At 57.1% G+C, this 21,610-nt stretch carries 17 protein-coding genes and 2 pseudogenes; 2 read left to right on the top strand and 17 right to left on the bottom strand.

The genetic code is table 11. The features are described from left to right. Window positions 1-4: 4 nt before the first annotated feature. The 7 genes from priA to GHH_RS05385 form a co-directional block, all read right to left on the bottom strand. The gene (priA, locus tag GHH_RS05415) at window positions 5-2,410 is read right to left on the bottom strand and encodes a primosomal protein N' (protein ID WP_015374385.1); all 2,406 of its coding nucleotides are present in this window, start codon (window positions 2,408-2,410) and stop codon (window positions 5-7) included. Continuing rightward, window positions 2,407-3,612, bottom strand: coding sequence for a bifunctional phosphopantothenoylcysteine decarboxylase/phosphopantothenate--cysteine ligase CoaBC (coaBC, locus tag GHH_RS05410; RefSeq protein WP_015374384.1), 1,206 nt, complete (start codon window positions 3,610-3,612; stop codon window positions 2,407-2,409). Before coaBC ends, priA begins: the two co-directional genes overlap by 4 nt. 49 nt (window positions 3,613-3,661) lie before the next feature. After that, entirely contained in the window at window positions 3,662-3,862 is a 201-nt protein-coding gene (rpoZ, locus tag GHH_RS05405) for a DNA-directed RNA polymerase subunit omega (protein ID WP_011230668.1), read from the bottom strand. Between the two features lie 2 nt (window positions 3,863-3,864). Continuing rightward, a complete protein-coding gene (gene gmk, locus GHH_RS05400; protein ID WP_011230667.1) occupies window positions 3,865-4,482 on the bottom strand; it encodes a guanylate kinase in 618 nt (205 codons plus the stop codon). Window positions 4,483-4,493: 11 nt separating this feature from the next. Then, complete coding sequence (remA, locus tag GHH_RS05395) at window positions 4,494-4,757, bottom strand: extracellular matrix/biofilm regulator RemA (protein WP_011230666.1); 264 nt, start codon at window positions 4,755-4,757, stop codon at window positions 4,494-4,496. Window positions 4,758-4,813: 56 nt separating this feature from the next. Next, the gene (locus tag GHH_RS05390; RefSeq protein WP_013523365.1) at window positions 4,814-5,689 is read right to left on the bottom strand and encodes a YicC/YloC family endoribonuclease; all 876 of its coding nucleotides are present in this window, start codon (window positions 5,687-5,689) and stop codon (window positions 4,814-4,816) included. 88 nt (window positions 5,690-5,777) lie between these two features. Further along, window positions 5,778-8,450, bottom strand: coding sequence for a cation-translocating P-type ATPase (locus GHH_RS05385; RefSeq protein WP_015374383.1), 2,673 nt, complete (start codon window positions 8,448-8,450; stop codon window positions 5,778-5,780). Between the two features lie 312 nt (window positions 8,451-8,762). Between GHH_RS05385 and GHH_RS05380 the strand changes: the two genes are divergently transcribed. Together GHH_RS05380 and GHH_RS05375 are read left to right on the top strand one after the other, a co-directional pair. Then, a complete protein-coding gene (locus GHH_RS05380; protein WP_015374382.1) occupies window positions 8,763-10,502 on the top strand; it encodes an NFACT RNA binding domain-containing protein in 1,740 nt (579 codons plus the stop codon). Between the two features lie 248 nt (window positions 10,503-10,750). Continuing rightward, window positions 10,751-11,311 carry a Uma2 family endonuclease gene (locus GHH_RS05375; RefSeq protein ID WP_015374381.1) on the top strand — a complete coding sequence of 187 codons (561 nt, stop codon included), beginning with the start codon at window positions 10,751-10,753 and terminating at the stop codon, window positions 11,309-11,311. 15 nt (window positions 11,312-11,326) lie between these two features. On the opposite strand, the pseudogene GHH_RS18790 reads toward GHH_RS05375, so the two are convergent. The 10 genes and pseudogenes from GHH_RS18790 to GHH_RS05330 all read right to left on the bottom strand — a co-directional run. After that, a pseudogene (locus tag GHH_RS18790) lies at window positions 11,327-11,502 on the bottom strand (transposase); the annotation flags it as partial. A 76-nt stretch (window positions 11,503-11,578) separates the two neighbouring features. Next, a pseudogene (locus GHH_RS19705) lies at window positions 11,579-11,818 on the bottom strand (Wall-associated protein precursor); the annotation flags it as partial. Window positions 11,819-12,079: 261 nt separating this feature from the next. After that, window positions 12,080-12,703 carry an orotate phosphoribosyltransferase gene (gene pyrE, locus GHH_RS05365; RefSeq protein ID WP_015374379.1) on the bottom strand — a complete coding sequence of 208 codons (624 nt, stop codon included), beginning with the start codon at window positions 12,701-12,703 and terminating at the stop codon, window positions 12,080-12,082. Next, entirely contained in the window at window positions 12,700-13,419 is a 720-nt protein-coding gene (pyrF, locus tag GHH_RS05360; RefSeq protein ID WP_015374378.1) for an orotidine-5'-phosphate decarboxylase, read from the bottom strand. The genes pyrE and pyrF overlap by 4 nt, the downstream gene beginning before the upstream one ends. Beyond that, a complete protein-coding gene (locus GHH_RS05355; RefSeq protein ID WP_013523351.1) occupies window positions 13,391-14,332 on the bottom strand; it encodes a dihydroorotate dehydrogenase in 942 nt (313 codons plus the stop codon). The genes pyrF and GHH_RS05355 overlap by 29 nt, the downstream gene beginning before the upstream one ends. Beyond that, complete coding sequence (locus GHH_RS05350) at window positions 14,329-15,102, bottom strand: dihydroorotate dehydrogenase electron transfer subunit (RefSeq protein ID WP_014195402.1); 774 nt, start codon at window positions 15,100-15,102, stop codon at window positions 14,329-14,331. Before GHH_RS05350 ends, GHH_RS05355 begins: the two co-directional genes overlap by 4 nt. Then, on the bottom strand, window positions 15,099-18,296 hold the full coding sequence (gene carB, locus GHH_RS05345; protein ID WP_015374377.1) for a carbamoyl-phosphate synthase large subunit: 3,198 nt from the start codon (window positions 18,294-18,296) through the stop codon (window positions 15,099-15,101). Before carB ends, GHH_RS05350 begins: the two co-directional genes overlap by 4 nt. Next, window positions 18,289-19,383, bottom strand: a complete 1,095-nt coding sequence (locus GHH_RS05340) for a carbamoyl phosphate synthase small subunit (protein WP_015374376.1) — start codon at window positions 19,381-19,383, stop codon at window positions 18,289-18,291. The genes carB and GHH_RS05340 overlap by 8 nt, the downstream gene beginning before the upstream one ends. Window positions 19,384-19,385: 2 nt before the next feature. After that, entirely contained in the window at window positions 19,386-20,672 is a 1,287-nt protein-coding gene (locus tag GHH_RS05335) for a dihydroorotase (RefSeq protein WP_015374375.1), read from the bottom strand. Beyond that, window positions 20,635-21,561 (bottom strand): aspartate carbamoyltransferase catalytic subunit, encoded by a 927-nt coding sequence (locus tag GHH_RS05330; RefSeq protein ID WP_015374374.1) that lies wholly within the window; start codon window positions 21,559-21,561, stop codon window positions 20,635-20,637. Before GHH_RS05330 ends, GHH_RS05335 begins: the two co-directional genes overlap by 38 nt. Window positions 21,562-21,610: the final 49 nt, after the last annotated feature.

The following is a 21,610-nucleotide window of genomic DNA, read 5'->3' as shown; positions in this document are numbered from 1 at the left end:
AAGTTCACATCATCATGTATGGGTTTGTATCAATGGTGACCATCACTCCGCCATGGGCGGCATCGGCTTGGTAGCGGTCGATGACCGCCTTGAGCGCCGCGGTCAAATTCGGCTCCCGTTTGTATTTTATCATGCATTGGTAACGATATCTATCGTGAAGACGGGCGATTGGCGAGGCAACGGGGCCGAGAACGACCGCTTCGTGCGACAAATGCTTGCGCAAATAGGCGGCGATTTTCTCCGCCGCTTTGGCTGCAGCCGGCGCTTCCTGGTGGGCGACCGTGATGAGCGTCAAGTAGTAGTACGGCGGATAGCCGTGCGCTTTGCGCAGCGCCATCTCCCGCTGGTAAAAGGCGCGGTAGTCGTGGCGGGCGGCCAGTTCAATGCTGTAGTGCTCAGGCGTATACGTCTGAATGATCACTTCGCCGGGCAGCTCGTGCCGTCCGGCGCGCCCGCTCACTTGCGTCAACAGCTGGAACGTTTTTTCCGCGGCGCGAAAATCGGGCAAATGAAGCATCGTGTCGGCCGCGAGCACACCAACAAGCGTGACATCCGGAAAATCAAGCCCTTTGGCGATCATTTGCGTGCCGAGCAAAATATCGGCTTCCTTGGCGGCAAAACGGGAAAGCAGCTCTTCATGCGCCCCTTTGCGGCCGGTCGTATCGACATCCATGCGGATGACGCGCGCTTTCGGCAGCAACCTCGTCAGTTCTTCTTCCACTTTTTGCGTGCCGGTCCCGAAAAAGCGGATATGTTCGCTGCCGCATGACGGACAGCGAGGGGCAAGCGGCTCTTCATGCCCGCAATAGTGGCATTTCATCCGTTCCCCGGCACGATGGTACGTCAGCGAAATGTCGCAGTGCGGACAGCGGATGACATAGCCGCAGCTGCGGCACATGACAAACGTCGAATAACCGCGTCGATTCAACAGCAACACTGCCTGCTCGCCGCGCTCAAGCCGGCGGCGCAATTCGTCAAGCAATCGGCGTGAAAACATCGAACGGTTGCCGCTTCGCAGCTCCTCGCGCATATCGACGACATGAACGTCCGGCAGGCCGCGGTCGCTGATGCGCTCCGGCAGCTCGAGCAGCTCGTACACCCCTTTGGCGGCGCGGGCGAACGTCTCAAGCGAGGGGGTGGCGCTGCCAAGCACGACCGGGCAGCTGTGGCGGCGAGCGCGGTAAATGGCGACATCGCGCGCATGATAGCGCGGCATTTCTTCTTGCTTGTAGCTCGTCTCATGCTCCTCATCGATGATGATCATTCCCAAGTTTTCAAACGGGGCAAACACCGCCGATCGCGCCCCGACGACAAGCTGCACTTCTTTCCGGTGAATTTTCCGCCATTCGTCATATTTTTCGCCGACCGACAGCCCGCTGTGAAGCACCGCTACTTTCGAGCCGAACCGGCTTTTGAAGCGCTCGACCATTTGCGGCGTCAGCGAAATTTCCGGCACGAGAACGATCGCTTCCTTTCCTTGGCGCAACGCTTCATCAATCGCCTGCATATACACTTCCGTCTTCCCGCTGCCGGTGACGCCATACAGCAAAAACGTGCGATGCTCCCCGGCGCGCACCGAAGCGGCGATCTTCGCCAATGCCGCCTCTTGCGCCCGAGTGAGCGCCGGCGGCTCACTCGGCTGAAACGTGCGATGCTCGTACGGGTCGCGGTACACCTCGACATCGTTCAGCACCACAAATCCTTTGTCGACGAGCGCTTTCAGCGGCGCTGAGGAGACGCCAAGCACCGCTTGCAGCTCGGCAACCGGCGCCGCTTCCTCTTTTTCCAGCAAAAAGGAAAGCACCTCTTTTTGCCTTGCCGGCAGCGACCCGAGCTCCTGTTTCGCTTGTTCCGATGGAATGGCCAAAGCGGCGTGCTTCACCGTTTTCTTGCCCGCTTTTTCTTTCACCTTGTAGACCGCCTCGAGCACACCTTGCTGCACCGCTTTTTGCGCCGCCCGCCATAAACCGGCCGCCTCAACCTCTTTCCAAGGCGCTTCCGTCCGCCCGGCAAACAGCGGCTTTACCTCATCCGGCAACCTCCCTCTCTTCTCTTCATCCGTCAAGCGGAGCGTTTTTTCATATTTCGCCCGCATCGCCGCCGGCAGCATCGCCTGGTACGCCGAAATGGCAAAACAAAGCGTCGTTTCCGTTAAATAGCGGCCAAGATCAAGCAGCTCTTCGTTTAACACCGGCACGACATCAATCACATGCTCAATCGGTTTCAGTTGTTTGATGTCGGAATGGTCTTTCACATCAACGACAAACCCTTGCAAACGCCGCGCCCCAAACGGCACCGTCACCCGCATGCCCGGCTGGATGACGCCTTGCCAGCGCTCCGGAATCCAATAATCGAACGGGCGGTCCGTCTGCCGGGACGGGACATCGACAATCACGGATGCTACTTTCATCGAATCGCCTCGATATACGCGTGAATTTCTTTTAAAATTTCCTCGGCCGCCTCGCGTTTCGTCATGAGCGGCAGCGGCCGAACGACGCCGTCGCGGCGGAAGATGGTGATGATGTTCGTATCGCCGGCAAACCCTGCCCCTTCTTCGGTGACATTGTTGGCGACGACCATATCCAACCGCTTTTCTTCAAGTTTTTTTAACGCATACTGCTCGAGGTTGTCCGTCTCAGCGGCAAATCCAACCAAAATCTGTCCCGTTTTCCGCTCGCCAAGCGCTTTCAAGATGTCCACCGTCCGCTCCATCTCGACGACATAACCGCCCGGCTGCTTTTTAATTTTGGAAGCCGCGACATATTTCGGCCGATAATCGGCGACCGCCGCCGCCTTGATCACGATGTCCGTTTCCGCAAACCGAGACAAAACCGCTTCATACATCTCTTCCGCCGATTCAACCGCCACCGTCTCGACGCCATCGGGTGAAGAAAGCGCCGTCGGTCCGGAGACAAGCGTCACCGAAGCGCCGAAGCGGGCCGCCGCTTCGGCGATGGCGTAGCCCATTTTGCCGCTCGAATAGTTGGAGAAATAACGGACTGGATCAAGCCTCTCCCGCGTCGGCCCAGCGGTGACAAGCACACGCTTCCCGCGAAACAGCGGCGGATCACCGGCAAAAAAGCGCTCGATATGGGCGATGATGTTCTCCGGCTCCTCGAGCCGCCCTTTGCCGATGTAGCCGCACGCCAAATAGCCTTCCGACGGCTCGATGAACCGGTAGCCGAACTTACAGAGCCGCTCCATGTTCGCCTGGACGGCCGGATGCTCGTACATATGAACGTTCATCGCCGGAGCAATCCAGACGGGCGCTTTCGTCGCCAAAATCGTCGTCGTCACCATATTGTCGGCGATGCCGGCGGCCAGCTTCGCCATCGTATTGGCCGTCGCCGGTGCGACCAAAACGAGATCCGCCCAGTCCGCCAAATCGATATGGGCGATGACAGCCGGATCGTTTTCGGCAAACGTATCGACATACACTTCCTGGCGCGACAATGCTTGAAACGTGAGCGGTGTAATGAACTGGCACGCCCCTTCTGTCATGATCACTTTTACTTCAGCGCCGCGCTGGACGAGCTGGCTGGTGAGCGCCGCCGCCTTGTACGCCGCCACCCCCCCGGTCACACAAAGCAAAATATGTTTTCCCTTGATCATGTTGGCCACCCCCCGACATTGAAAAAAATAACAACCTAAAGCTAGGTTGTTATTTTTCCTCCTCCACTAATTCGACCTTGTCACCGGCAATTTCCTCGAGCGCCTGGCCGACAAATTTTTTCGACACCGGCTTTTTCACCATCAGCTCCGCACCGTCCTGCAGCTCGCGCGCCCGTTTGGCCACCACCGTGACGAGCTTGTATTTCGAATCGACTTTTTGCATCAGCAAATCGATGGAAGGATACAGCATCGTCATTCCACCCCCAACATCCGTTTATATCGCTCGGCGACGCGTTCGCGCCGGCAATGTTCGGCGATGACGATCGCCTTGATCCGCTCGCAGGCGAGCTCCACTTCATCATTTTCCACGACATAGTCGTACTCGTCCATCATTTCAAGCTCCTCTTTCGCCGCCCGCAACCGATTTTCAATCAGCTCTTTCGACTCGGTGCCGCGTCCCATGATCCGCTTTTCAAGCTCCGTGAGGCTTGGCGGAGCAAGGAAAATGAAGAGCGCCTCTGGAAACGCCCGCCGTACTTTCATCGCTCCCTGCACTTCGATCTCTAAAAACACATCTTTCCCTTCGGCAAGCGTCTTCTCCACGTAGTCGATCGGCGTGCCATAGTAGTTGCCGACGTATTCCGCCCACTCGAGCAGCTTGTTTTCCCGAATCATTTGTTCAAACTGCTCGCGCGTGCGGAAGAAGTAGTCGACGCCTTCCACTTCGCCTTCGCGCGGCTTGCGCGTCGTGACCGACACCGAATAATGAAGATTGATGTCCGGCTGCGAAAACAGCGCCTTGCGCACCGTTCCTTTGCCAACGCCAGACGGACCCGACATGACGATCAACAACCCACGTTCGTTCTTCAACGCCCAAAACCCTACCCTTCCTCGGAGAAATCGTCGCTTCCATATAAGCGGTTCGCCACCGTTTCCGGCTGCACGGACGACAAAATGACGTGATCGCTGTCCATGATGATGACGGCGCGCGTCCTCCGCCCGTGCGTCGCGTCAACGAGCTTGCCGCTTTCGCGCGCATCTTGAATGATTCGTTTGATCGGCGCCGAATCAGGGCTGACAATCGTAATGATGCGGGCGGCTGACACCATGTTTCCGTACCCGATATTGATAAATTTCATCATCATGACACGCCCACCTGCCATATCCGATATTGTTGCCGCCAACAAGTCGTTTTAAACCGTTATTCCACGTTTTGCACTTGCTCGCGCATTTTCTCAAGCACGCTTTTCATCTCAACGACTTGCGCGGCAATCAGGCTGTCGTTTGCCTTGGCGCCGATCGTGTTGACTTCCCGGTTCAACTCTTGCACCAAAAAGTCCAGTTTCCTCCCGATCGGTTCGTCCATTTCTAAGGCGTCTGCCATTTGCGCCAAATGGCTGCGGATGCGTTTCAATTCCTCATGAATGTCCGCCTTTTCGGCAAACACCGCCACTTCTGTGAGCAGGCGCGCCTCATCGACCGGAGCGGGCGCCCATTCGCGCAGGCGGCGCGCAAGCCGCTCGCGGTATTGTTCAATCACAAGCGGCGCCCGCTGTTCAATAGCTTCCACCCCGGCTTCGACTTCATGAAGACGGGCGCGCAAATCCGCGGCAAGCGCCTCCCCTTCGCGCCGGCGCATGGCAACAAGTGCCTTTGCCGCTTCATCGACAGCGGCCAAAAGCAGCGGCTCGACCTCCTCGTTCGCTCCTTCCTCTTCCACAACTTCGACCGCCCCATCAAGCCGAAGCAGCTCGGCCGCCGTCACGCTGCCGTCAACGGCAAATCGCTTTGCTGCCTCCTGCAACCCGGCCCAATATTGGCCGAGCAAATCCCAATCAATATGTACGTTCCGCTTTACAAGTCCTTCGCCGGCGATCGTGACGAACACTTCCACTTTTCCGCGCCGCACGTACGGCAAAATTGCTTTCTTTATTTTATCCTCAAACACGAGCCATTGTCTAGGGAGGCGAATGGAAATTTCGCAAAACCGGTGGTTGACCGATTTCATTTCCACCGCCACCATCAAACGATCCGTTTTTTTCGTGCTTGCGCCAAAACCAGTCATGCTGTAAACCATATCATCACATCCGTTGTTGCCTTGATGAAAAAGAAAAGGTCATAGAGCGTTGCTCTATCACCTTTTTTATTATAACATATCCATCCTTTTATTTTCTCGTAAAAAGCGAGCCAGCAAACAAAAATGTCGGCAGGGCGGACAAGCCAATGATGAGCAGCCAATCGACCGCTGCGAGCGGCTTCGTATGGAACACTGCGGCAAGCGGTGGGTAATAGATGACGACAACGAGCAAAAGCAGCGACACGATCACCGCCGCGACAAGGTATATGTTCCCGAACGGACTGCGGTCAAAAACCGAACGATCGCAGCGGCAGTCGAACACATGGATCAATTGGGCCAACACAAGCGTCGCAAACGCCGCCGTCTGGGCGTAAACGAGATCCTCGCCGCTCCGTTCATAGGCGGTCAGAAACGCAGCCAGCGTAACAACGCCGATCAAAAAGCCGCGGCTTACGATTTTCCAGCCGAGCCCGCGGGCGAACACCCCTTCATCGGGACGGCGCGGCGGCCGCTTCATCACGTTTTCTTCTGGTTGGTCGAGCCCGAGCGCCATGGCTGGCAAACCGTCGGTGACAAGATTGACCCATAAAATTTGAATCGGCACGAGCGGCAGCGGCAAGGCAAGCAGCATCGCAAACAACATGACGAGAATTTCCCCGACGTTCGAGGCGAGCAAGTAGCGGATAAACTTGCGAATGTTTTCGTAAATGTTGCGCCCCTCTTCGATCGCGGCCTCAATCGTCGCAAAGTTGTCATCCAACAAAACGAGCGACGCCGCCTCTTTCGCCACTTCCGTCCCCGACCGGCCCATCGCGACGCCGATATCCGCCGCTTTCAACGCCGGCGCGTCGTTCACCCCGTCGCCGGTCATGGCGACAATATGACCGCGGCGCTTAAAGGCGTTGACAATTTTCAGCTTATGCTCCGGGGAGACGCGGGCAAACACGTAAATATTATCGACCTCGCGTTCGAGCTCATCGACCGACAGCTTCGACAACGTCGCCCCATCCATCACTTTTCCGCCAGGCGGCAGCACGCCAAGCTGTTTGGCGATGGCGGTGGCTGTCAACACATGGTCGCCGGTGATCATCACCGTTTTCATGCCTGCCTCTTTGCATCGCGCCACTGCTTGCTTCACCTCAGGGCGCGGCGGATCGATCATGCCGGCGACGCCGAGAAACCGAAGCTTTGTCTCCGCATCCTTCTCCGACTCGATCCGTTCCGTTTCCGCAAGCGGCCGATACGCGACGGCGATCGTGCGCAAGGCGGAAGACGCCATGTGGCGAATCGCCTTCTCGATCGTTTCTTTCCACGCCGGGGTCAGCATCTGCTCGCGGCCGTTCCATTCAAGGCGGTCCGCCCGCTCAAGCAGCACATCGGGCGCCCCTTTCGTCACGACAAACCGACGGCCGTTTCGGTCGCGGACGATCACCGTCATCATTTTCCGCTCGGAATCAAACGGAAACTCCCGCTCGATCGCATACTCACCTAGCAGACTTCGTTTTGTAATCCCCGCCTTCGCTGCCGCGACCAGCAGCGCTCCTTCCGTCGGATCGCCGTCGATGTAGCGCCGGCCGTTTTCCTCTTTCAACTCCGAACTATTGCAAAGCACCCCCATTGTCAATAGGCGAGCGAGCTCGGGAACGCGGTTCGGATCAACCGTCCGGCCGCGTTCAGAAAACTCGCCATCCGTTTCAAGACCAACGCCGCTTACCGCAAATGTCCGCCCGCCTGCCCATACTTGCGTGACGGTCATCATGTTTTCCGTCATCGTCCCCGTTTTGTCGGAACAAATGACCGAAGCGCAGCCGAGCGTTTCCACCGCCGGAAGCTTGCGGACGATGGCGTTCCGTTTGATCATCCGCTGCACGCCAAGCGCCAAGACGACCGTCACAATGGCCGGCAAGCCTTCCGGAATCGCCGCCACTGCCAGCGATACGCCAGCCAAAAACATTTCGTACAGATCGTGCCCTTGCATAACCCCAACCGCCACCACGGCAGCCGTCAGCGCCAAGGCGACGACAAGCAAAATTTTCCCAAGCTGCTCGAGTCGGCGCTGGAGCGGGGTTGCCCCCGCATCCGCCTCTTCGAGCATCGTCGCGATTTGTCCCATCGCTGTTTTCATCCCAGTGGCGATGACAATCCCGACCCCATTCCCTCTTGTCACGAGCGTCCCCATAAACGCCATATTGTGCAAATCGCCGAGCGACGCCTGTTTCGTATGAAGCGGGGCGGCGGATTTGGCCACCGGCACTGATTCGCCCGTCAAGGCTGATTCCTCGATTTCCAGCCCGGCCGCCTCAATCAAGCGGACGTCGGCCCCAACCCGGTCGCCGCTTGCAAGCCTCACCACATCGCCGACAACAAGCTCGCGCGTGGGGACTTTCACCCACTCCCCGCCGCGCAACACAACCGCTTGCGGAGCGGACAGCCGTTTTAAGGCGGCAAGCGACTTTTCCGCCCGCCGCTCCTGGATAAACCCCAGGATGGCGTTCATGATCACGATGACAACAATCGCCGCCGCATCCACATACTCGCCTAAAAACGCGGAAATCACCGTCGCCGCAAGCAGCACCAACACCATAAAATCTTGAAACTGGCGGAAAAAGGCGCCGATGGCCGACTCCTTCTTCCCTTCCGCCAGCTCGTTGTACCCGAACTGCCGCAGCCGTTTTTCCGCCTCCGCCGCCGTAAGTCCGGTCTTGACATTCGTCTTCGTCTCGTGCGCGACATCGCTTGCCGCGAGCGTATGCCATTGCATCTGTCTCCCTCCGTCCTTTCATTTTTTCGCACGCCGTTCCTGCTTCTCTATGCTTATTCATACATGTCCCAAAAAATGATAGTCCCCGCCATGATGTTTCGCGACACAAACATAAGGAGTCGTGGACCCTTTGCCACGCCATCCCCCCATAAGGGAAAAAATCGTGTCAAAAAAGCGGGCCTCCCCATTTTATGCAACATGTTCGTCGGGCATCTTCGTCCGTCTTCAGATCATATTCAAAGAAATGTTCAAAACGGCGGGTCGTATGGTAAGATCGAAATAGCAAACAACCAAAATAGAAAGGTGTTTTCCATGTCCTTTGACGGAGTGTTTACGTACGCCATTGTCAGCGAACTCGAAGAGACGCTTGCGGGCGGGCGGATCACGAAAATCCACCAGCCGTCGGCGTATGAGATCGTCATGCTCGTGCGCGCCCGCGGCCATAATCATAAAGTGATGCTGTCGGCGCATCCGACGTACGCCCGCGTCCATTTGACAAACGAAACGTACAACAACCCATCCGAGCCGCCGATGTTTTGCATGCGGCTGCGCAAACAGTTGGAAGGAAGCATCATCGAGTCGGTCCGTCAAGTCGATTTCGACCGCATCATCGTCATGGACACAAAAGGCCGCGATGAACTCGGCGATCTGCAGACGAAGCGGCTCATCATTGAAGTGATGGGCCGCCATAGCAACATCATCCTCGTTGATGCATCGACCAACACGATCATCGACAGCCTGAAGCATTTGCCGCCGTCGGTCAACCGCTACCGGACGGTGCTTCCCGGGCATCCGTACGTCGCCCCGCCGACGCACGGCAAGCTGAATCCGCTTGAAGCGACGGAAGAAACGGTGCTGAAAAAACTTGATTTTCACGCCGGCAAGCTCGCCCATCAGCTTGTTTCCGCCTTCAGCGGCCTTTCGCCGCTATTTGCCAATGAGGCGGTGTTCCGCGCTGGGCTCGCCAACCGGGCGACGCTGCCAAAAAGCTTTCTTTCGCTCATCGATGACGTGCGCGGCCGCCGCTTTGCCCCGATGATGTACACGAACGGGGAAAAAGAATGGTTTTACGTGTTGCCGCTTAAGCACTTACAAATCGAAGGCCAACCGTTTGCGAGCGCAAGCGAGCTACTCGACCGCTTTTATTTCGGCAAGGCCGAGCGCGACCGCGTCAAGCAGCAAGCCCATGACATCGAGCGGCTCATGGCGAACGAAAAGGCGAAAAACGAGAAAAAGCTCCTAAAGCTCGAACAGACGCTCGAAGAAGCAAAGAAAGCCGACGTTTATCGACTGTACGGCGAACTGCTCACCGCCCATTTGTACGCCATAAAGCGCGGCATGACGGAAATCGAGGTCGCAAACTACTACGACGAAAACGGAGGCACGGTCACCATTCCGCTCGACCCGCAAAAATCGCCGTCCGAGAACGCGCAACAGTACTTTCAAAAATACCAAAAAGCGAAAAACTCGCTCGCCGTCGTACAAGAACAAATCGAGCGGACAAAAGAAGACATCGCCTATTGCGACACGATTTTAAGCCAGCTCGAAACCGCCTCGCCGAAAGACATCGAGGAAATCCGCGACGAGCTCATCGAACAAGGCTACTTGCGCCCGCGCGCCGCGAAAGGAGCAAAAAAGCGGAAAACCACCGTCCCTGAGCTCGACCGCTACGTCGCAAGCGACGGCACGGAAATACTCGTTGGCAAAAACAACAAACAAAACGATTATCTCACAACAAAGCTGGCCCATAAGGACGATGTTTGGCTGCATGTGAAAAACATTCCCGGCTCGCACGTCGTCATCCGGAACAAGCAGCCGTCTGACGAGACGCTCTTGGAAGCGGCGAATCTCGCCGCCTACTTCAGCAAAGCCCGCCACTCCGGATCCGTGCCTGTCGACTACACGCGCATCCGCTATGTAAAAAAACCGAGCGGCGCCAAGCCGGGATTTGTCATTTACGAACACGAGCAAACGCTCTACGTCACACCGGATGAAGAACTCGTCCGCATCATGAAACAGCGGCAAAAACAACAAGCGGCGAAACCATCGTAAACCCGCCCCAATGACCGCCCAACACGGCATCGGGCGATTCGCGCGAACTCCCGCAAACCGAAACAGTCTAGTGCCGCATAAAAGACAGCGGGCTGTCTGTAAGACCAGCTGCATTGGCCTTACGGACAGCCCGCTTTGCAAACTTGTCGAGTCAACCACAAGCCGCCATCGCGAATGCAATTTGTTATCTTCAATCATCGTTGCCGTTTTGGATATGGTATAATAATGAAAAAAGCGAGGGAGATCCGATGAATCCAGAACCATCCAAACTGTATACGTATGCCGATTATATTCAATGGGATGGGCGTTGGGAGCTTATTGATGGAAAAGCTTACAACATGAGCCCTTCACCAACGTGGGAGCATCAGTTTACCGTTATGGAACTATCGTTCGCATTTCGTTCGTACTTTCAAAATAAAGATTGCTACGTTGCCATTGCTCCGTTTGATGTTCGTCTCTCCGAAAACGATGACTACACATATGCAAAACATGTCGTTCAACCCGATATTTCTGTCATTTGCAATCGAAACAACTTAACACCAAACGGCTGTTTAGGCGCACCAACACTCATTGTCGAGGTTCTTTCTCCGTCTACAGCATTAAAAGATCGAAATGAAAAATTTAAACTATACGAACAATTTGGTGTAAAAGAATATTGGATTGTTGACCCTTTGTATAAAACGATTGAAGTATTTGGGTTAGAAGATGGATTTTTTAAAAAAAGAGAAGCGTTTGGGGAAAATGAAACCATCATCTCTTTTCTATTTACCGATTTTTCTCTCGAGGCGAGGCGATTATTTTTTCAATAAAAATATCCGTATGACTTACACGTCAATGCTCTCATCCATGCCCAATCCCTGCAGAATCCTTCGCTGATCAGGGGTGGTCTCCCTAGCCTGCGTTGGATTTGCCCATCCGGCAGTTCCAACAGAACGATTCTCACATACCAAAACCATTGAAAAATCGCTTGTCCGGTTGGTCGGGTCCGTTTCCGGCCGCCGTACCGACCGAAACGCTTTCCACGAGGCCGCGGTCATCATACGTAAAAGTAGCGCCGGCTCCGTTTCCTGTCGTGAAGTTTTGATTTTATTTCCGTTGGCATCATAGTCATTCGTGGTCACATCATGGAGCGGACCGACGGTTTTGATGAGTTTGCCGGTCGCATCATAAGAGTAGGTAAACTCTTGTGACTGGCCATCGCTTGTACGAATGACTTTCGAAGTCATATTGTCATTCGCGTCATATTCATAGTTGACGGAAGTGCCGTTTGCTAACAACAGCTGTTTGAAGCGATCCGATAAATCATTGTTCCACTCCAATTCGCTGTGGTTCCTTCAAAGCTGCTATTTACAACTGGGGTGTAGGTGGAAGAAACCTGTGATTGGCTGCTTCATTAAAGATACACTGAATTTTATGGCCATTCGGAACAGACAAAGTTCGACATGGTTTTTCATTTTCTTGTAGAAGCTTGCATGAGTAAAAGATTTGTCGTCAAAATGGAGAAAGAATCCTAGTACTTCGGTGAAATTTCATCAAAAAGGGGCTTTTGCGTCAGCCCCTTTTCCCTTGCGTTGATGTTAGTTCCCCCACTCCTCCGGATTCTCCCGCCATTTTCGCAATGTCGCCAGATCGTGTTCGCTGACGGCGCCAAGGCGGACGGCCGTTTCGATGAGGGTGTTGTAGTCCGTAAGCGTGTAGGCAGGCAAATTCTCTGCGGCAAACGCCTGTTTCGCTTTTTCGAGCCCGTATGTGAAAATGGCGGCGACGCCCAGCACCTCGCAGCCTGCCTCTTTCAAGGCGCGGACGGCCGCAAGCGAGCTGCCGCCCGTCGAGATCAAGTCTTCGATGACGACGACGCGCTGGCCCGGTTCGGCTTGGCCTTCGATTTGTTTTCCTTTGCCGTGTGCTTTCGCCTGGCTGCGGACGTAGCACATCGGCAGCTCAAGCCGCTCGCTCACCCAGGCGGCGTGCGGGATGCCGGCGGTCGCCGTGCCGGCGATGAGGTCCGCTTTAGGGAAATGGGTGCGGATGAGTTCGGCGAGGCCGTCGGCGATCAGGCGGCGCACGCCGGGGTAAGCGAGCGTCAGGCGGTTGTCGCAATAAATCGGCGATTTCAAGCCCGAGGACCAGGTAAACGGTTCGTTCGGCTGCAGGGCGACCGCCCCGATTTCAAGCAATTTGGCGGCGATGTCGTGTTTCATTCTCTCTCTCCTCCGTTCCATTCGTGCTGCAGGCGGGCATACGTCCTGAGCGGATCGGCGGCGCGGGTGAGGCTGCGGCCGATGACGATGTAGTCAGAACCAAGCGCACGCGCTTTCCTTGGGGTGACGACGCGCACTTGGTCGTGCGCCGCATCATCAGCAAAGCGGATACCCGGGGTGACGGCAAGGAACGAGGCGCCGCACCGTTCTTTGATGAGCGGCGCTTCGTTCGCTGAACAGACGACGCCGTCAAGGCCGCTTTCGTTCGCCAAGGCGGCGTAATGGGCGACTGTTTCCACAAGCGGGCGGGAAATCCACAGCTCCTCATGAAGCATTCGCTCGTCCGTGCTTGTCAGCTGGGTGACAGCGATGCAGCGCGGCCGCATTCTTCCGCTTGGCGTGCCGGCGTCAAGCCCCTCGATCGCCGCTTCCATCATGCGCCGGCCGCCGGCGGCGTGGACGTTCACCAAATCGGCGCCGACACGGGCGAGCCCTTTCATCGCCTGTTTCACCGTATTCGGAATGTCGTGCAGTTTTAAGTCTAAAAAGACGGCATGTCCTTGTTCTTTGAGAAACGCGACGATGGCTGGACCTTCCTGATAGTACAGCTCCATGCCGACTTTGACGAACAGCGGCGTTCCGGCAAACGGCCGCAAAAACCGCTCCACCTCTTGTTTTGATGGGAAATCAAGCGCGACAATGAACGGCGTGTGCACCGGTCTTCCAGCTCCTTCCTATGCATTCGGAAATGTGGCCGATCCCGAGGTCGTCCAACAGCGCCGGCAGGTCGGCGATGATCGTCGGGCAGACGAACGGATCGACGAAGTTGGCCGTGCCGACCGCAACCGCGCTCGCGCCGGCGTAGAAAAACTCGAGCACGTCTTCCGCCGTTTGAATGCCGCCCATGCCGATGATCGGAATCGACACCGCCTGGCTCACTTCATAAATCATGCGAATGGCGATTGGTTTGACCGCCGGGCCGGATAAGCCCCCGGTGCCGTTGGCCAAAATCGGCCGGCCTGTTTTCACGTCGATGCGCATGCCAACGAGCGTGTTGATCATCGTCAAGCCATCGGCGCCCGCTTGTTCAATGGCCTTCGCCATCGCGACGATGTCGGTGACGTTCGGAGACAGCTTCACGTAAACCGGCACGGCGGACACTTCTTTGACAAGCCGCGTCAGTTCCGCGGCCACGTCCGGCACGGTGCCGAACGCAATCCCGCCTTTTTTCACGTTTGGGCAGGAAATGTTGAGCTCTAACGCATGGACATTGGGCGCTTTGGAAATCGCTTCGGCTACCTCGACGTACTCTTCCACCGTCGAGCCAGCGATGTTGGCGATGATCGGTACGTCAAACTGTTCAAGCCACGGCAGTTCTTCTTCGAGCACTTTGTCAAGGCCGGGGTTTTGCAGGCCGATGGCGTTTAACATCCCGCCCGGCGTTTCTGCCACCCTTGGTGTCGGGTTGCCAAAGCGCGGCTCTTTTGTCGTCGCCTTGATCATAATGGCGCCTAACACGCTTAAATCGTAAAACCGGGCGTACTCGCGGCCAAATCCAAAACAGCCGGACGCCGGCATGATCGGGTTTTTGAGCGAAAGACCCGGCAGTTCGACCGCAAGCCGGTTCATAGCACCACCTCCCCGGCCCGAAACACCGGGCCGTCGCTGCATACTTTTTTATACGCCGTCTCGCTCCCTGGCACATGGCAGACGCAGGCGAAACACGCCCCGACGCCGCAGCCCATCCGCTCCTCGAGCGACAAGTACACCGGCCGGTTCGGAAACCGTTCCGCAAGCGCCCGAAGCATCGGCTTCGGACCGCAGGCGTACAAGACGTCAAACTCGAGCGAGCGCGCTTCGATCACATCGGTGACGCGCCCGGCCGTTCCGTGCGAGCCGTCATCGGTCGCGACATGCGTCTCGCCGAACGCGGCAAATTCCTCTTCGTAAAAGACCGCCGCTTTCGTTTGAAACCCGAGCACGCTCACCACTTTGACGCCGCGCTTTGTGAGCTGTTTCGCCAGTTCATAGAGCGGCGGGACGCCGATGCCGCCGCCGACTAGCAGCGCCCGGCTGCCCGCCGGCGCGGCCTCGAGCGGAAAGCCGTTGCCGAGCGGGCCGAGCACATCGACCGTGTCGCCCGGCTGTTTTTGCGCCAACAGCGCCGTGCCTTTCCCTTCCTGGCGGTAAATGATCGTGCATTGCCCCTGCTTGTGGTCGATATGGCAAAGGCTGAGCGGGCGGCGCAGGAGCGGATCGGCGGATGCGGCCACTTTCACATGAACGAACTGGCCCGGTTGGCGCATCTCTTGCACGAGGCGGCCTGAAAGCGTCAATTCATACGTCCGCTCGGCGATCAACCGCTGGCTTGCGACCGTCATTCGTTCGCGGCCGATCATGACCGCACCAGCCCTTCCGTCATCGCCGTCGTTGAAAACGTCATCGATTCGAGCACTTGCAGCATCGCCCGGGCCGTATCGAGCGACGTCAAGCACGGGATGCCGTTTTCGACCGCTTCGCGGCGGATGCGGAAGCCGTCGCTTTCCGGCTGCTTTCCTTTCGTCAGCGTATTGATGACGACTTGCGCCCTCCCTTGGCGGATGACATCCAAAATGTTCGGTGACGCCGAGTGGATTTTATTGACGACCGTCACCGGAATGCCGGCCGCTTTCAACGTTTCCGCCGTGCCGTTCGTCGCCAACAGCTGGTAGCCGATGTCGGCAAAGCGGCGCGCCAGCTCGACCGCTTCTTCTTTGTCTTTGTCGGCCACCGTCAACAGCACCGCCCCATGCGGCTGGATCTGGATGCCCGAGGCGACAAGCCCCTTATAGAGCGCTTTTTCAAACGTCACGTCCTTGCCGATCACTTCGCCGGTCGATTTCATTTCCGGGCCGAGCGAAATGTCGACGTTGCGCAATTTCGCAAACGAGAACACCGGCACTTTCACGTACACGCCAGGGCGCACCGGGCAGACGCCCGTCTCATAGCCCATCTCGGCGAGCTTCGTCCCTAAAATGGCTTTCGTGGCGAGATTCGCCATCGGCACGCCGGTGATTTTGCTTAAAAACGGCACCGTGCGGCTTGAGCGCGGGTTCACTTCCAAGACGTAGACATCGCTTCCCGAGACGACAAACTGAATGTTCAACAGCCCGACAATATGCAGCCCGCGCGCCAGTCGGATCGTGTAATCCGCGATCTTGTCGATCACTTCCGCGCTTAATGTCTGGGGCGGGTAGACGGCAATCGAATCGCCGGAATGGACGCCGGCCCGCTCGATATGTTCCATGATCCCGGGGATGACGACCGTCTCGCCGTCGGCGATGGCATCGACTTCGACTTCCTTGCCAGTGATGTAGCGGTCGACAAGCACTGGGTGCTGTGGATTGACGCGCACGGCATGTTCCATGTAATGAAGCAGCTCGCCGCGATTGTACACGATTTCCATCGCCCGGCCGCCGAGCACGTACGAAGGACGGACGAGCACCGGGTAGCCGATTTCTTCGGCGATGGCGACCGCTTCTTCGACCGAAACGGCGGTTTTGCCGGCCGGTTTGGGAATGCCGAGTTCCGAGAGCGCCTGTTCAAATTTGTCGCGGTCTTCGGCGCGGTCCAAATCCTCAAGCGTTGTCCCAAGCAAGCGGACGCCGCGCGCCTCGAGTTCCGCCGCCAAGTTGATGGCCGTCTGACCGCCGAATTGGACGATGACGCCGATCGGCTGCTCGAGGTCGATGACATGCATCACGTCTTCGGCCGTCAGCGGCTCGAAATACAGTTTGTCCGACGTGCTGAAGTCGGTCGAGACCGTTTCCGGGTTGTTGTTGATGATGATCGCCTCATAGCCGGCCTGCTTAATGGCCCAGACGCAATGGACGGTCGCATAGTCAAATTCGATCCCTTGGCCGATGCGGATCGGGCCGGAGCCAAGCACGATGACGCTCGGTTTTTCCGTCACGATCGATTCGTTTTCTTCCTCGTACGTGCTGTAGTAGTACGGCGTTTCCGACGTGAATTCGGCTGCGCACGTATCGACCATTTTGTACACCGGCATGATGCCTCGTTGGCGGCGCAGCGCGTAAATGTCGCGCTCCGTTTTGTTCCATAACGCCGCTATCGCCGCATCGGAGAAGCCGAGCCCCTTCGCTTTTTTTAACACGTCAAGGTCGCCCGGGTGGTTTTTCAAGACCGTTTCCATCTCAATAATGTTTTGAATCTTATGCAGGAAAAAGCGGTCGATTTGGCTCCATTCATGCAGCGTCTCCACCGTCACCCCGCGGCGGAGCGCCTCGGCGATGTAAAAGAGCCGTTCATCGCCCGCCTTGCGGATCCGTTTTTCCATCACGTCGTCGGCGGCCGTTTTCGCCTCGTTCAATTCCAGATGATGCACCCCGATCTCGAGCGAACGAACGGCTTTTAACAGTGATTCTTCGAACGTCCGGCCGATCGCCATCACTTCGCCGGTCGCTTTCATTTGCGTGCCCAACCGGCGGTTCGCCGATTCAAATTTGTCAAACGGAAAGCGCGGAATTTTCGTCACCACATAGTCGAGCGCCGGCTCGAAGCAGGCGTACGTTTTCCCGGTGACCGGGTTGATCATTTCGTCAAGCGTCAGCCCGACGGCGATTTTCGCCGCCAGTTTCGCGATCGGATACCCCGTCGCTTTTGACGCCAGCGCCGACGAGCGGCTGACGCGCGGGTTCACTTCAATGACGTAATAGCGGAAGCTGTCCGGGTCGAGCGCGAGCTGGACGTTGCAACCGCCTTCGATGCCAAGGGCGCGGATGATTTTCAAGGACGCGTTCCGCAAAAGCTGATATTCGCGGTCGCTTAACGTCTGGCTCGGGGCGACGACGATTGAGTCACCCGTATGAATGCCGACCGGGTCGATGTTTTCCATGTTGCAGACGACGATCGCGTTGTCGTTGGCGTCGCGCATCACTTCATATTCAATCTCCTTGTAGCCGGCGATGCTCCGCTCGAGCAAGCATTGGTGCACCGGGCTCATCTTCAAGCCGGTTGACACAATCTCGACAAGCTCTTCTTCGTTCGTGCAAATGCCGCCGCCCGTGCCGCCGAGCGTGAACGCGGGGCGGACGATGACCGGATAGCCGATTTGTTCGACAAACGCATACGCCTCTTCCAGGCTGTGAATAATCGCGCTTTCCGGCACCGGCTCGCCAAGCTCGTTCATGAGGGCGCGGAACTGTTCGCGGTCTTCCGCCTTTTCGATCGCCTCGAGCTTCGTGCCGAGAATTTCCACGCCGCACTCTTCAAGCACGCCGGCCTTGGCGAGCTCAACCGCCAAGTTGAGGCCCGTTTGGCCGCCAAGCGTCGGCAAAATCGCGTCCGGCCGCTCTTTGCGGATGATGCGGGCGACAAAATCGAGCGTCAGCGGCTCCATATAGACTTTATCGGCGATTTCCGTATCGGTCATGATCGTCGCCGGGTTTGAGTTCACCAGAATGACTTTGTATCCTTCTTCTTTTAGGGCTAAGCACGCTTGCGTCCCTGCGTAGTCGAACTCGGCCGCCTGGCCGATGACGATCGGCCCCGAGCCGATGACTAAAATCGTTTCAATGTCGCGGCGCTTAGGCATGGATGACTTCTCCTTTCTTGTTGAACTCGCGGATGAGCGCCAAAAACTCGTCAAACAGCGGATTGGCATCTTCTGGCCCCGGCGACGCTTCCGGATGATACTGCACCGTAAACGCCGGAACGTCCAAATGACGGAGCCCTTCGACCGTGCCGTCATTTAAGGCGATATGCGTCACCTCAAGCCGGGTGCCAGAAAGCGACTCGTGCGTGACGGTATAGCCATGGTTTTGCGACGTGATGGCGACTTTGCCGGTGCGCAAGTCTTTGACCGGATGGTTCGAGCCGCGATGGCCGAATTTCATTTTCTCGGTATTCGCGCCGCACGCCAACGCGAACAGCTGATGGCCGAGGCAGATGCCAAAGAGCGGCACTTTGCCGAGAATCCCGCGGATCATCTCGATCGCTTCCGGCACGTCTTTCGGGTCGCCCGGTCCATTGGAAAGCATGACCCCATCCGGATGCCAGCCGAGCACCTCTTCAGCGGTGGCGTTGTACGGCAAGACGATCACATCGCAATTTCGCTTGTTCAGTTCGCGCAAAATGCCGTGTTTCATCCCGAAATCAATCAAGACGATGCGCTCACCGCGCCCCGGGCTTGGGTAGGCGCTTTTCGTTGAGACGCGCCGCACTTGGTCGCGCGGCCACTCCATCGCCCGCAGCTTGGCTGCTGCTTCCACCGGATCGACATCTAGCCCACAGATCATCCCTTTTAACGTTCCGTATTGGCGGATAAGGCGCGTCAGTTTGCGCGTGTCGATGCCGGAAAGGCCAGGGATGCCTTTTTCTTTCAAATACTCGTCCAACGTCAGTTCTCCGCGCCAGTTGGACGGCTTCACGCACGCTTCTTTGACGATGAACCCGTGCACATGCGGGCGGATCGCTTCAAAGTCGTCGCGGTTGATGCCGTAGTTGCCGATCAATGGATATGTCATCGTCACGATTTGCCCGCAATACGATGGATCGGTCAAAATTTCTTGGTATCCGGTCATGCCGGTGTTAAAGACGACTTCCCCGGTCGTCTCTTTCAAGCTGCCAAACGCTTCGCCGACAAAAAACGAACCATCTTCTAAAATCAGCTGCCGTTTCATCTTTACGCCCTTCCTTTCTCCCATACGAGTGTACCGCCGACAAACGTCATCACCGGCCAGCCTTGGCACACCCAGCCGGCAAACGGCGTATTTTTCCCTTTGGACGCAAACGTCTCGGGATCAATCGCTTCTTCTGTTTCCAAATCAATGACCGCAATATCCGCCGGCGCCCCGACGGCAAGCCGCCCGGCCTTGAGGCCGAAACATTGCGCCGGCTTGATCGTCAGCCAATCGACAAGCTGCTTTAATGTAAACACGCCTGTTTTGACGAAATGGGTATATAAGAGCGGAAACGCCGTTTCGAGCCCAACGATGCCAAACGGCGCCGCCTCGATGCCTTTCGCTTTTTCCGCAGCCGTATGCGGCGCGTGGTCCGTGGCGATAAAGTCGATCGTGCCGTCGAGCAGTCCTTCAATTAATGCGTCACGGTCCTCTCGGCTGCGCAGCGGCGGGTTCATTTTGTAGTTCGCATCAAGCCCCGGAATGTCTTCATCGCACAAGAGCAGATGGTGCGGCGTCACTTCGGCGGTGACGCGGATGCCGGCCCGCTTCGCGTCGCGGACGACGCGCACCGATTCTTTCGTGCTGATATGGCAGACGTGATAATGGCATCCGGCTGCCTCGGCAAGCAAGACGTCGCGGGCGATGTGCACCGCCTCGCAGACGGATGGAATGCCGCGAAGTCCATAGCGCCGGGCGAACTCGCCGTCATGCACCGCTCCGCCGTTTGTCAGCGTGTCGTCCTCGCAATGGGCGACGATCGGCATATCGAGCGCCGCCGCCTGTTTCATCGCTTCAAACATCATCCCGGCCGACTGGACGCCGACGCCGTCATCCGTGAATGCGAACGCTCCCGCTTCTTTGAGCGCCGCAAAATCGGTCAGCTCCTCCCCTTTTTGCCCAATCGTGATCGCCGCATACGGAAGCACGTTGACGCGCGCCGTTTCGCGGATGCGGGCTTGCAGCCGTTCCATCTGTTCTTCCCGGTCCGGCACCGGATTTGTGTTCGGCATGGCAGCAACCGTCGTAAATCCGCCTTTCGCCGCGGCGAGCGTGCCCGTTTCAATCGTTTCTTTCGCCTCGCCGCCTGGTTCGCGCAAATGAACGTGCAAGTCGATCAAGCCGGGAGCGATGAGACGACCGCCGACGTCGATCACGTCCTCCCCATCCGCTTCGAGCGGCTGTTCATACAGGATCGCCGCAATGGTTCCGTGTTCCATTTTGAGATGTGTCCGCACCAATTTCCCATCTTCATTGAACGACATGCCATTTTTCAGCCATACGTCCATGCTCCATTCTCCCTTCCATTGCCCGTTTTAAGACCGCCATCCGCACGTAGACGCCGTTTTCCATTTGTTTAAAAATGCGCGATGCCTTCGCTTCGACGAGTTCGCTGGCGATTTCGACCCCGCGGTTGACCGGCGCTGGATGCAAAATGACAGCCCCTGGTTTCATCCGCCGCGCCCGCTCAAGCGTCAGCCCGTACCGCGCATGGTACTCTTCTTTCGTCAGCCCCATCGTTTCCGCATGGCGTTCATGTTGGATGCGCAACAGCATCACGACATCGGCGCAGGCGATGGCCTCATCGAGTTCGACGTACGTCCCGTGCGGATTCGTTTCGTCTTTCCACTCTTCCGGTCCGGAAAACAGGACGTTCGCGCCCAATCGTGTCAACACTTCCGCATTGGAGCGAGCGACGCGGCTGTGGCGGATGTCGCCGATGATCGCCACCGTCAAGCCAGTGAAGGCGCCAAACTCTTGGCGGATCGTCAATAAATCCAAGAGCGACTGGGTCGGATGGTGCCCGCAGCCGTCACCGGCGTTGATGATCGGAATGCCGACCGCATGGCGGAGCGCTTCGAAATACGCATCTTCGTGATGGCGGATGACAACCGCATCGACGCCGATCGCCTCAAGCGTCCGTACGGTATCGTACAGCGTCTCCCCTTTTTGCACGCTTGACCGTTCCGGGTCAAACGGGATGACATGAAGCCCAAGCTTCCGTTCCGCCATCTCGAAGCTGCATTTCGTGCGCGTGCTCGGTTCGAAAAACAAGTTGGCGACGTACATCGGCGCCGCCGGGCGCCAGATGCGCCCGCTGCGGAACGCTTCCGCTTCATCGAGCAAACGGTGGATTTCATCAAGCGGCAGTTCACTTAATGCGAAAAGATGGGTCATCGGTCTCGCTCCTTTTCGTTTTTTCGCGAAAAAAAACACCTTGCCGGCC

Origin of the sequence: Geobacillus sp. GHH01 (assembly GCF_000336445.1) — a bacterium.
Lineage (GTDB): Bacteria > Bacillota > Bacilli > Bacillales > Anoxybacillaceae > Geobacillus > Geobacillus zalihae.
The sequence above is the reverse complement of the archived record's forward strand: the minus strand, read 5'-3'. Positions and strand labels throughout refer to the sequence as shown.